The 11,454-nt window shown below is 69.9% G+C and carries 10 protein-coding genes, 1 pseudogene and 1 riboswitch; of the genes and pseudogenes, 1 reads left to right on the top strand and 10 read right to left on the bottom strand.

The annotated features are described in order from the left end of the window. Positions 1-135: 135 nt before the first annotated feature. The 6 genes from O3Q52_RS38190 to O3Q52_RS38165 form a co-directional block, all read right to left on the bottom strand. The gene (locus tag O3Q52_RS38190) at positions 136-657 is read right to left on the bottom strand and encodes a DUF501 domain-containing protein (protein ID WP_269653184.1); all 522 of its coding nucleotides are present in this window, start codon (positions 655-657) and stop codon (positions 136-138) included. Positions 658-744: 87 nt separating this feature from the next. Then, positions 745-1,221, bottom strand: a complete 477-nt coding sequence (locus O3Q52_RS38185; RefSeq protein ID WP_125534845.1) for a septum formation initiator family protein — start codon at positions 1,219-1,221, stop codon at positions 745-747. 142 nt (positions 1,222-1,363) lie between these two features. Next, positions 1,364-2,644 (bottom strand): phosphopyruvate hydratase, encoded by a 1,281-nt coding sequence (gene eno, locus O3Q52_RS38180; RefSeq protein ID WP_186001238.1) that lies wholly within the window; start codon positions 2,642-2,644, stop codon positions 1,364-1,366. Between the two features lie 448 nt (positions 2,645-3,092). Next, the gene (locus tag O3Q52_RS38175) at positions 3,093-3,791 is read right to left on the bottom strand and encodes a transglycosylase family protein (protein WP_269653183.1); all 699 of its coding nucleotides are present in this window, start codon (positions 3,789-3,791) and stop codon (positions 3,093-3,095) included. Positions 3,792-3,795: 4 nt separating this feature from the next. Further along, a riboswitch (cyclic di-AMP (ydaO/yuaA leader) is annotated at positions 3,796-3,966 on the bottom strand. A gap of 224 nt (positions 3,967-4,190) precedes the next feature. After that, positions 4,191-5,126 carry a transglycosylase family protein gene (locus O3Q52_RS38170; protein ID WP_269653182.1) on the bottom strand — a complete coding sequence of 312 codons (936 nt, stop codon included), beginning with the start codon at positions 5,124-5,126 and terminating at the stop codon, positions 4,191-4,193. A 210-nt stretch (positions 5,127-5,336) separates the two neighbouring features. Beyond that, a complete protein-coding gene (locus O3Q52_RS38165) occupies positions 5,337-6,632 on the bottom strand; it encodes a cytochrome P450 (RefSeq protein WP_269653181.1) in 1,296 nt (431 codons plus the stop codon). A gap of 171 nt (positions 6,633-6,803) precedes the next feature. On the opposite strand from O3Q52_RS38165, the gene O3Q52_RS38160 reads away from it, so the two are divergent. Then, positions 6,804-8,024, top strand: a complete 1,221-nt coding sequence (locus O3Q52_RS38160) for a globin domain-containing protein (protein WP_269653180.1) — start codon at positions 6,804-6,806, stop codon at positions 8,022-8,024. Between the two features lie 33 nt (positions 8,025-8,057). On the opposite strand, the gene O3Q52_RS38155 is transcribed toward O3Q52_RS38160, so the two are convergent. The 4 genes and pseudogenes from O3Q52_RS38155 to O3Q52_RS38140 all read right to left on the bottom strand — a co-directional run. Beyond that, positions 8,058-9,026 (bottom strand): nucleoside triphosphate pyrophosphohydrolase, encoded by a 969-nt coding sequence (locus O3Q52_RS38155; RefSeq protein WP_269653179.1) that lies wholly within the window; start codon positions 9,024-9,026, stop codon positions 8,058-8,060. Positions 9,027-9,104: 78 nt separating this feature from the next. Further along, the gene (locus O3Q52_RS38150; protein WP_269653178.1) at positions 9,105-9,752 is read right to left on the bottom strand and encodes a SurA N-terminal domain-containing protein; all 648 of its coding nucleotides are present in this window, start codon (positions 9,750-9,752) and stop codon (positions 9,105-9,107) included. 159 nt (positions 9,753-9,911) lie between these two features. Beyond that, positions 9,912-10,748 carry a glycoside hydrolase domain-containing protein gene (locus O3Q52_RS38145; RefSeq protein ID WP_269653177.1) on the bottom strand — a complete coding sequence of 279 codons (837 nt, stop codon included), beginning with the start codon at positions 10,746-10,748 and terminating at the stop codon, positions 9,912-9,914. Between the two features lie 134 nt (positions 10,749-10,882). Next, positions 10,883-11,454 (bottom strand): annotated as a pseudogene (locus O3Q52_RS38140) (serine/threonine protein kinase); the annotation flags it as partial.

Here is an 11,454-nt window from a genome sequence, read left to right as displayed (position 1 = left end):
CACGCGCCCCTGAAGACCTAGGGGCGCGGGGAACTGCGCGACCAGCCACAGCCGGACCCGCACCCGAAATCACACCCAACGGGGTCTGGGGCGGGGCCCCAGGGGACGGGACGGGTAGGGGCGGCGGGGGCGAAATCACACCTCGGTGGGCACCACGCACGCCCCCTTGCGCCACCACTCCGGCAGCAGCGCGAGCGCCTCGTCGCCCAGGGGGTTCACGCCCGGCCCGGCGGCCAGGGAGTGTGCGACGAGCACGTGGAGGCACTTCACACGGTCCGGCATACCGCCCGCGCTCGGAAAGCCTTCGAGCACCTCGATGGAGTCGCGCCGAGCGATGTAGTCCTCGTGCGCCGCCCGGTACGCGGCCGCCAACTCGGGATCCGTGGCGAGCCGGTCGGTCATCTCCTTCATGACCCCGTTCGCCTCCAGCGTCCCGATGGCGGAAGCCGCCCGTGGACACGTGAGGTAGTAGGTCGTCGGGAAGGGTGTCCCGTCCGGGAGACGGGGAGCCGTCTCGACGACGTCCGGCTGCCCGCACGGACAGCGGTGCGCGATCGCGCGCAGCCCGCGCGGCGGCCGCCCGAGCTGCTGCTTGAAGGCCTCGACGTCCGCGTCGGTGGGCTCGGTGCGCGGGGTGGGCGGCGGGGGCGTTTGCATGCCTGTGCGTAAGTCTCTCTAGTCAGTTCACTGGTCGGATCACGAATTGGATCACTGGCCGGGTGACAGGTCGGATGACGGGTCGGATCACCTGTCCGCGGCGTCTGCCTTGTCGACGCCGTCCCAGACGTTGGCGTACCAGGCCCGGTCGGCCGCCGTCTGATCCGTACGCGTCTTCTTCGCCGCGTCGGGGTCGATCACGATGTAGCCGGTCTCGCCGGGCATCACGTAGTGCAGCCGCTCCCGGATGCGCTGCTCGGCGTACGCGTCGTCCTGCCACCGTGCCTTGAGGTCGCGCAGCTGCTCGACCCGCTGCCGGGCCTGTTCCCGCTCGCGCTGGAGGTCGGCGACCTCGGCGCGCTGGGAGACGTACTGCCTTATGGGATAGGCGAGAGCCACCACGAGCGTGCACAGGACGAGGGCGAGGAGTGCCGCCCGGCCCGTCAGCCGCGAGCGGCGGGCCTGCCGCTTGGTCTGCGAGCGGTAGACACGTGCGGCGGTCTGCTCACCGAGCAGCCGCAGCCTGGTCGAGGTGGAGAACCGGTCGCGGTCCTTCACGGCCATCTGTCCCGCCTCCCCGGTACGAACCCGTCGAGCACACCGAGCCCGTCGAGCCCATCACGTGCGTACGTCCCCGCACACGGTACGGGACCGAGTACGGGGACGTACGTACGACGGGGCTGTCACCCCGGCCGAAGGGCTGCGCTCAGCCCTTGAAGCGCGGGAAGGCCGAACGGCCCGCGTACACCGCCGCGTCGTCGAGGATCTCCTCGATGCGCAGCAGCTGGTTGTACTTGGCGACACGGTCCGAGCGGGCCGGGGCGCCGGTCTTGATCTGGCCGCAGTTCACCGCGACGGCGAGGTCGGCGATGGTGACGTCCTCGGTCTCGCCGGAGCGGTGGGACATCATGCACTTGAAGCCGTTGCGCTGGGCCATCTCGACGGCGTCCAGCGTCTCGGTCAGCGAGCCGATCTGGTTGACCTTGACGAGCAGGGCGTTGGCGGAGCCCTCCTCGATGCCGCGGGCGAGGCGCTCCGGGTTGGTGACGAAGAGGTCGTCGCCGACAATCTGGACCTTGTCGCCCAGCTTCTCGGTGATGACGTTCCAGCCGGCCCAGTCGTCCTCGTACAGCGGGTCCTCGATGGAGACGAGCGGGTAGGCCGCGACGAGCTCCTCGTAGTACTCCGTCATCTCGGCGGCTGAGCGCTCCTTGCCCTCGAAGAGGTACTTGCCGTCCTTGTAGAACTCGGAGGCGGCGACGTCGAGCGCGAGGGCGACCTGCTGGCCGGGGATGTAACCGGCCTCCTTGATCGCGTCGAGGATCAGGTCCAGGGCCTCGCGGTTGGAGCCGAGGTTCGGGGCGAAGCCGCCCTCGTCGCCGAGGCCGGTGGACAGACCGCGGCTCTTCAGCACCTTCTTGAGGGTGTGGTAGACCTCGGCGCCCCAGCGCACGGCCTCGGAGAAGGACTCCGCGCCGATCGGGGCGATCATGAACTCCTGGATGTCGACGTTGGAGTCGGCGTGCGACCCACCGTTGAGGATGTTCATCATCGGGACCGGCAGCAGGTGCGCGTTCGGTCCGCCCAGGTAGCGGAAGAGGGGGAGGTCGGACGCCTCGGACGCGGCGTGGGCGACGGCGAGCGAGACGCCGAGGATGGCGTTGGCGCCGAGCGAGCCCTTGTTGTCGGTGGCGTCCAGGTCGATCATGGCCTGGTCGATGAGGCGCTGCTCGGTGGCGTCGTAGCCGACGAGCTCCGGGCCGAGCTGCTCGATGACGGCGAGGACGGCCTTCTCGACACCCTTGCCGAGGTAGCGGTTGGGGTCTCCGTCACGGAGCTCAACAGCCTCGAAGGCACCGGTGGAGGCGCCGGACGGAACGGCGGCACGACCCGTGCTGCCGTCGTCGAGGCCGACCTCGACCTCGACCGTGGGGTTGCCTCGGGAGTCCAGGATTTCCCGGGCTACGACGACGTCGATGGACGGCACGAGCATCTCCTTATGGGATGTGACGCAAGCTGTTCCGGGCCGAAGGCCCGGTTGGGCGCGGACCTGTGGTGGCCCCGCGGCATGAGCCTAACCGGCTGCCGGGGATCGGCCAGCCCTCGACCGCCTCCTGGACAGAACCGAGAGTAAATTGTTTCCGAACGGAACAAAGCGAGGGGGAAGCGAGGGGGAAGCGCGGGAAAGAAAAAGCCCCGCTCCGGTGCGTACGGGGGAACACGCACCGGAGCGGGGAGCCCGTGGGGGACGGGGGTGGCCCTCACGAGGCCTCCACTATGGGGGACACGGATGTGAGGGCGCTGTGGTTCAGCCGCGATTCGATCGTGGGCCGGGGATCCGGCCGATCCGGAGATCCCGCCGAGGCTGAGCGGCCAGGGCCTCGGCCGGGACGTGACATCCGGACGATCGAAGTGGGGGTCGCGGCCGACGGGTGTCAGCTGAGGTGCAGCTGCTGGCCCGGGAAGATGAAGTCGGCGTCGTCGACGATGTCGTCGTTCAGCTTGTACAGCTTCGCCCAGCCACCCTTGACGTTCTTCTTCTCGGCGATCTCGCTGAGGGTGTCACCCTTGACGACCTTGTACTCGCCGTCGCCCTTCTTGACCTTCTTGCCGGTCGGGGTCTCGACGGTCTTCTTCGCGGTCGAGCGCTCCTGGGAACGCGAGGCGCGCTCCTCGGAGGACTTGGTGCTCTGCTGCTGCGACTGCGAGGTGCTCTGGCCGGAGTTGCCCGAGTTCGAGGGAGCCGGGGCACCACCGGTCGAGGCGCCGGACAGACCCACGCCACAGCTCGGCCAGGCACCCTTGCCCTGGCCCGCGAGGACCTTCTCGGCGATGGCTATCTGCTGGGACTTGGAGGCCTGGTTGGCGGTGGAGGCGTACGCCGAGCCGCCGTACGCGGCCCAGGTGGAGGCCGAGAACTGCAGGCCGCCGTAGTAGCCGTTGCCGGTGTTGATCGACCAGTCGCCGCCGGACTCGCACTGGGCGACGGCGTCCCACTCGGAGGTGGTGGCGGCGGAGGCTCCCGTGGCGCCCATCAGCGGGACGGCGACGGCCGCGGTGGTGACACCGGCGAGCGTGGCGATACGGGTGGCCTTGGACGGGCGGCGGTGCTTGCCCTTGCCGGAAAGCAGCATGAAGTGATCCCCTCACCGACGCCTGCGAGGTGAGCTGTCGGGTTCGGGCCGAGTGAGTTGCCCGGCCGCGCGACACTGCTGTCACGCGGCTTAACCCCAAGCCGTACCTGGCCTCAACGACCGGGTCCGGCACTTACCTTGGGTCCCCCGCTCCTGCCTACGGCGCTTGACGCGACGACTGTTCCCGTACGGCCGCTGGCAGGATTCGGCGTTGCGACCGTCGGGGCTCACCAGTGGCGAGCGGTCACGACCGTAGACACGCGATCCGCCGAATTTCAAAGACGATCAGGCTCTTGAGATCCATGTCTCACTTTCACCAAATCGGACATTCAGTGCGAACTGCCGCTGTTTTTCGCCCGATTCGACGCCTTGATGACCACATGGCACATCGCGCGGACGCTACTTGTCCGCCGTCTGCAGGCCGTCCACATCGAGGCTCTGACCGGGGATGATGAAGTCCGGGTCGTCGCCGATGGCTTCCTTGTTCTCGGCGTAGAGCGCCCGCCATCCACCCTCGACGCCAAGGGAGTCGGCGATCCCCCAGAGACTGTCGCCGGAACGCACGGCGTACGAGCCCTCGGCGGCGACGCGCGACTCACTGTCGCTGCGCGAGGCGTGCCGGCCGGCGGAGTCGTCCGCGCGGGAGTCGGTGGCGCCCTCGTCGGCACCGTCGCCTCGGTGACGGCCGGAGCCGGTGTCTTCCGTTCCGGAACCCTCGGCCGAAGCCTCCCCCCTCTGGGACGACTTGTCCGGGTCGTCACTCTTTGCGGTGGCATCCGTGGAGGAGCTGTCGGAATCCTGTGAGTCGGCGCTGTCGCCGCTACCGCTGGACGAGTCGGACGAACCGGATGAACCAGATGTGTCGGACTTGGTCCCGTTGCTGTTGTCCCCCATACCCAAGCCGGACAACGGGGTCGGCGAGTCGTCCGCGACCCCCGTGTCGACGTCGGCCGAGCCGGAGTTCTGCGTCAGACCCGCGACGAGACCGCAGGTCGCCCAGGCGCTCGTGCCCTGCTTCGCGAGGATCTTCTCGGCGACGGCTATCTGCTGCGAGCGGCTGGCCTGGTCGGCGCTCGGCGCGTAGTCGAGGCCGCCGTTGTCCTCCCAGGTCTCCTGGGTCATCTGGAGGCCGCCGTAGTACCCGTTGCCGGAGTTCGCGCTCCACGAGCCGCCGCTCTCGCACTCCGCGACCGCGTCCCAGGTGGTTCCGCTTGCGGCGCTCGCGCCGGTCGCACCGAGCAGAGGGATCGCGATGGCCGACCCGGTCACGCCCGCCGCGACGAGGAGAGCCGGAGCCTGACGGGGGCGACGGTGACGACCGTTCCCGGAGAGCATGCGGTTGCCTTTCGCGTGACAGCAAGGAGTGCGCACAGCGCACAGCCGACGACTGCGCTTGTGACTGCTGCGGCAGGTGGGACCGGCCGCATTGATGGGTGAACGTATAGGCAGTCGAACTCTTGTCACAAGTCGATGCAGCGCAGATAACGTGAAGATCACAACTTGACGGAGTCTCATGTTCCGTCGACTCCGTCTGCTAGCTGCCCGCTAGTCCGTACGCACCTTCCCGGAAGGGGCGAACTCCACCGGAAGCGTGCGCAATCCGCGCATGATGAGCCCTCCGCGCCATCGCAAATCGGCGGAATCGCCCGCGAGTTGCAGGTCGGGGAGGCGCGTGAGGAGCGTGGCCAGCGCGGTCTGGCCCTCCAGCCGGGCGAGGGGTGCGCCGAGGCAGTAATGGATGCCGTGGCCGTAACCGAGGTGTTGGTTGTCACGGCGGGAGAGGTCCAGGGTGTCGGGCTGGTCGAACCGGGCGGGGTCGCGGTCGGCGGCGGCGAGCACGACGAGTACGGGGTCGCCTGCGGCGATGTCCTGCCCGCCGATGCTCAGCGGCTCGGTGGCGAACCGCCACGTGGCCAGTTCCACGGGTCCGTCGTAGCGGAGCAGTTCCTCGACTCCGGTCGCGAGAAGGTCCGTACGGCCGGCCGCGAGGGAGTCCTGGAGCCGCTGCCGCTGCTCGGGGTGGGTGAGCAGCGCGTACGTGCCGTTGCCGATCAGGTTCACGGTCGTCTCGAAACCGGCGAACAGGAGGATGAAGGCCATCGCGGCGGCCTCGTTCTCGGTGAGGTGCTCGCCGTGGTCGGAGGCCCTGATGAGACCGGAGAGGAGGTCCTCGCCCGGCGCGGGCGCCTCCGTCAGTTCCTCGCGCTTGCGGTGGATGAGCTCGGCGAGATAGCCGCGCATCTTCTTCACGGACCGCGCCACGCCTCCGCGCGGCCCTCCGCCGTGCCGGATCATCATCCCGGCCCAGTCGCGGAAGTCGTCCTGGTCCTCGCGCGGGACGCCCAGCAGATCGCAGATGGCGTAGATGGGGAGCGGGAACGCGAACTCGTGGATGAGGTCGGCCTCTCCCTTCTCCACGAACCCGTCGATGAGCCGGTCGGTCAACTCCTGGACCCGGGGCGCGAATTCGGCCACCCGCCGAGGCGTGAACGCCTTGCTGACGAGCCGCCGGAGCCTGGTGTGGTCCGGCGGGTCGATGTTGAGGAGGTGCGTCATCAGCGCGGCCTTGCGCTCGCCGGGGATGCCGGTCTTCCCCTTCGCGTGCGCGGGCTCGTCGTGATGGGCGGGGTTCTTGCTGAGCCGGCCGTCGGCAAGAGCCTGCTTGGCGTCCGCGTAACGGGTCACCAGCCAGGCCTCGACTCCGCTGGGAAGTTTCGTCCGGTGCACGGGGGCGTGCTCCCTGAGCCAGGCGTACGCCGGGTAGGGGTCGGTCGCGAACTCCCACGTGAAGAGTTCCGGGGCAGGTTCCCCTGCGGGAGGCTGAGCAGGTGTTTCCGTCACTCCTCGACCGTATCGGGAGGGGTGGTGAAAGCCACCTCGGTATCGTCGTGGCCGGCCGCGGCCGCTCTCCGAGCCGGGCTCCGTCCCGCGGATTGCGCTGTTCGTCCCGGAACATCCTTGAATCGCCAGCTCCTTGACCCCGTGAGCCGGAAACTCCATACATTCGCGCCCGTGGACCCCGATCTCCTCCGGACCAGTTTCGCGGTCGTCGAAAGACGAGCCGAATTCGCGGCCAAGTACTTCTACTCGCACCTCTTCTGGCACCACCCCGATGTCCGCGCCCTGTTCCCGCTGGATTTCCCGGAGGACATGGAACGCCAACGGGACCGTCTGTTCGCCGCGTTGACGCTTGTCGTGGGGCGGCTGGGGGAACCGGGGATGCACGAGTACCTGTGGGAACTGGGGCGGGACCACCGGAAGTATCTGGCGCGGCCGGAGCACTACGCGGCGGTGGGCACGAGCCTGATCGCCGCGTTCGCCGCCGTCTCGGGGGCGGCGTGGAACACGGAGGTGGAGAAGGCCTGGGACGAGGCGTACGCCGTGATCGCGGACGCCATGATGGACGGGGCGTGGGAGGCGGAGAGCCGGGGGGAGCCGCCCTGGTGGGACGCCGAGGTGCTCGGCCGCACCAGACACGGGGACGACCTCGCCGTGCTGAGGCTGCGCCCCAATCGCCCTCTCCTCCATCTCCCCGGCCAGTACGTGAGCGTCAACAGCCCCCGGATCCCGGGTGTCTGGCGCCCCTACTCCCTGGCCAACGCGCCCCGTGCCGACGACACCGTCGACTTACATGTCAGCCTCGTCGAGGACGGCGTCCTGTCCACCGAGCTCGTCCGCCGCACCCGGGCGGGCGACGTCCTGCGGCTCGGCGCGCCCGGTGGCCGGTTAACGCTGCGGACGCCGGTGGAGCGGCCCGTCACCTTCATCGCCGCGGGTACCGGGTGGGCTCCGGTGAAGGCGCTGCTGGAGCAGCTGGCGTGGGAGCCGGGCTCGTACGACGAGGCCCGGCTTTTTGTTGTCGCCCGGGACACCACGTACCTCTACGACCGGGCCGCGCTCGGGGAGTTGTGCACGCGGCTGCCTCATCTCGACGTCACGGTCATAACGCCCGCGCCCGGCCGGCCGAAGGCGCAGGCCACCGGCCGGCTGCTGACGGCTCTGGGCAACCGGGCCAACTGGGCCCGCCACGACGTCTATCTGGCCGGTCCGCCCAGGCTGGTCGACGAGACCGCCGAGGTCCTCCCCGTGCTCGGCGCCGACCCCGAGCGCGTCTTCTGCGACGATCTGCCGCCCGCCGACCAGGGACAGGCCCGCCCGCTCGGCCCGGGCCAGTGGCTGCTCCACCGGCCCCGCCCGCACTGGCACAACCCGTCGGCGCGTGCTCCCGACTGAGAGCCTCAGCACGGGAACCCGACCGGCTCCCGCCTAGCCCTCACTCACCCGTATCGCGTCCCGGTAGGCCCGCGCCGCAGCCCTGAGTGCCGCCTCAGGGTCCACGCCCTCCGTCTCGGCGCGTACCGCCAGTGCCAGTAGTTCGTAGCCGACGCCCTCGCCCTCGGGCAGGGGCACTTCCAGTCCCGCCGTGCGTGCGCGGGATGCCAGCTTGGCGGCGAGTGCGAGGCCCGGCTGGCCGAGCGGGACGCCCTCGGTCACGGATGTCCGCCGCTTCTCGACGGCCTTGGTGCGCAGCCAGTGCTCCTTGACCTCCTCGGGGGTCGAGGCGGTCTCGTCGCCGAAGACGTGCGGGTGGCGGTGGATTAGCTTGGTGACGATGCCACCCGCCACGTCGTCGATGGAGAAGGCCTCCTCCCCGTCCTCCGGGCGGCCCTCCTCGGCGATCCGGGCGTGGAAGACGACCTGGAGCAGAACATCACCGAGCTCCTCGCGCAGTTCGTCGCGGTCGCCCTCCTCGATGGCCTCGACGAGTTCGTACGCCTCCTCGATGCCGTATTTCGCCAGGCCCTTGTGGGTCTGCTGGGACGACCAGGGGCACTCGACGCGGATGCGGTCCATGACCTGGACGAGGTCGAGGAGGCGGGCGCCCGGGAGGTCGTACGACGCGGGGAGCAGTTCGAGGTCGGGCATCTGAACGCGCCCGGAGCCGGCGAGCCGGGCCAGGCCGTCGGTGAGGCGCGGCTCGCCCTCGCCGGTGGCCACCACGACGACCGTGTGCCCGCCGGCGCAGGCGTCGACCAGGTCCTCGGCGGTCGGCGCGGACTCGTCGACCTGGATGCCCGCCTCGCGCAGATACGGCAGCTGGGGGTGCGTGCCGTCCGCGCACAGGACACGGTCGGCGCCGCGCAGCGCCTGCCAGGCGGGCCAGGACAGGAGTCCGGGCGCGACTCGGTGGCTGGTGGTGAGCAGGACGATGCGCCCCGGGCTGGATGCGTTCACACACCGAACGTAACCCACGCCACTGACATCAAGGTCACGTGCCGTGAACAGGGCGGGGTCACGACCCGGCCGGACCGGTTACGCCGTTTCCTTGCTTCCCGACGAGGTGACCTCGCGCAGCCAGGGCAGCTTGGCGTCGACGCGGCTGCTCTTCTCCACGTCCCAGTCGCCGTAGCGCGGGTTCAGGTCGACGTCGAGCTTCTTGGACGCCTCGGACAGTGCCTTCCAGAACGCGGGCTGGCTGGTGTCCGTGCCGAGCGCGGTGGCGAGCTTCTGGGCCTCGATCTGGACGCGGAGGTTGTCGTCGAGCCGCTCGGGAGCGACGCCGTACTGCTGGAGCCAGGCCACTTCCAGCGCCTTCGAGTCGCCCGCCTGCTTCTCCAGTTCGCCGCGGAAGCTCTGGACCTCCTTGCGGGTGACGCTCACGCCCGCGTCCTGTGCGGCCTGGTGCAGGACGCGGTCGAGGACCATGACGTGCAGGGTGTCACGGGTCAGGCCGCCGGACTTGGCGATGGCCTGTTCGTACTGCGCCTCGCCCGTGGTGGCCGCCCGCTGCGCGGACCGTACCTCGTTCACCCGGTTCTCCAGCTGGGAGACGGTGATGCGGTCGCCGCCGACGACGGCCGCGGCACCGGGATGCGCGTCGTTGCCGCAGGCGGTGAGGAGGGGGGCCGCGGTGACGAGCGCGGCGGAGAGGAGGAACGCGGTGCGACGGCGGCGGTGCAAGGAGACCTCCTGTAGGAGCTTGTGCGACGGTGCACAAAGTCTTGCGGTGATCGATGGTAGGCAGGGGACCGGCTATCGGCCACCCATTCGACCCAACGATTCGCCAGGACTTCGGGCACCGTCCCCGGGCCGTCTCCATCCTCACGCCGCACAGGGGCCTCAGCCGGTGATCGCCACCGGCGCGTCCCAGGCGTCGCGGTCGACGGTGATCGTGTGGCCGCCGCGGGTCTCCTTGCTGTTGACCATGTACTGGTGGGCGCGGCTGTGGTTGGTCCACTGGGCGGCGCCGAAGGGCCAGTCGGCGGTCGTGGTGTTCTGTTTGTCCCACAGGGCGTACCAGAGGTTGCCGGGCAGGTCGGTGCGGTTGGTCGCGGTGGCTATCGCCTTGGCGCTGGAGCTGCTGAAGCCGTAGTAGCCGGTGCGGTACGTCTTGGCGTGCAGGGCCTTGTCGAAGGCGCGTACATATGTCAGGACGGCGTCGTTGCACGCCCTGTCGGTGATGTCGTACGCCTCCATGTCGAGGTAGACCGGGCTGCCGGCCTTCATGCCGAGGGCGGCGGCCTTGGCGACGGCGTCCTTGGCGTCGGTGGCGCCGAGGGAGGCGGCGGTTGCGGCGGTGAGCTTCTCGGGGCTGGAGCCCTTCTGGCAGGGCGGCTGCGCGCCCACGTACAGGGGGATGAGTTTCCAGCCGACCGTGCTGACCGACTTCACCCAGGAGGCGGTGAGGTTGGGCTGGGCGCAGCCGCGGTTCTTGCCTCCCACGTAGACGGCGGCCGCTCCGTAGAAGCCGGTGTGCCAGGCCTTCATGGCGGCGAGGGAGGGGGCGGCGCAGGTGTCGAAGGCGCGCCCGGTGTACGTGCGTTGGGCGGGCCAGGTGGTGGCCGTCGTGGTCGCCATGGAGGTCTGTGCCGCGATCCCGGCGCCCGCGACCACGGCCGCGCCCGCCGTGGTCCACGCCGCGTATCTGTACTTTTTCGAATGCCGATGTCTGGACATGCGCCGCAACGTATCCAACACCCCGGCCTGTTCGGGAAACCGCGGATCCCGATCACCACAAGATTCGGCCAAGGCGGCGCAAAACCTTCCAGGAGGCGGGCGATCGTCCCGGACTCAAGGCCCTTCGGGGCAGGTCAGCCGCGGACCTGCCCCAGCCATTGCAGGGTCCGGCTGATCTCGGCGACCAGCGGATGGCCGGGGCCCCGCAGCCGTTCGACGTCGTACTGGAGTCGGGCCAGCGTGTCGTGGGCGGCGGCGCGGTCGCCGAGGGCGAGCAGCAGGTGGCCGATGCGGCGGCGGACTTCGAAGGAGAGCTCGGCGTCCTGGGCGACGTACTGGTTCTCGTAGTACGGGAGCAGCGCGCGGTACTCGGCGAGGGCGGCCGCCGGTTCGCCGAGCTGTTCCAGGCACTGGGCGGCCTCGTAGCGGAAGCGCAGGGACTGCGGGTCGGCCTGGCCCGCCTCGGCGGCGCGCTCGTCGGCGAGGAGGCGCAGTTCGGGCAGGGCGCGGCGGTACTGGCCGTCGTCCATCAGCGTGGCCGCGTACTGCTTGCGCAGGGTGCGGACGACGGGTGAGTGCTCGCCGTGCTGGGCGGCGGCGGCCGGGAGGATGCCGCCGAGGATGTCGACGGCCTGGGTGATGCGGCCCTCGCCGAGGAGGCGCTTGACCTCGTCGACGGCGCCCGCGACGTCGGGCTTCTCGGCGG

This window comes from Streptomyces sp. ActVer (assembly GCF_027270795.1).
GTDB lineage: Bacteria > Actinomycetota > Actinomycetes > Streptomycetales > Streptomycetaceae > Streptomyces > Streptomyces umbrinus_A.
This window is presented reverse-complemented; position numbering and strand designations above follow the sequence as displayed.

What these genes read in the sequence shown, in the direction of transcription:
- O3Q52_RS38190 (WP_269653184.1), bottom strand. Translation starts at nt 657, where the DNA reads ATGCAAACGCCCCCGCCGCCCACCCCGCGCACCGAGCCCACCGACGCG.
- O3Q52_RS38185 (WP_125534845.1), bottom strand. Translation starts at nt 1,221, where the DNA reads ATGGCCGTGAAGGACCGCGACCGGTTCTCCACCTCGACCAGGCTGCGG.
- O3Q52_RS38175 (WP_269653183.1), bottom strand. Translation starts at nt 3,791, where the DNA reads ATGCTGCTTTCCGGCAAGGGCAAGCACCGCCGCCCGTCCAAGGCCACC.
- O3Q52_RS38170 (WP_269653182.1), bottom strand. Translation starts at nt 5,126, where the DNA reads ATGCTCTCCGGGAACGGTCGTCACCGTCGCCCCCGTCAGGCTCCGGCT.
- O3Q52_RS38145 (WP_269653177.1), bottom strand. Translation starts at nt 10,748, where the DNA reads ATGTCCAGACATCGGCATTCGAAAAAGTACAGATACGCGGCGTGGACC.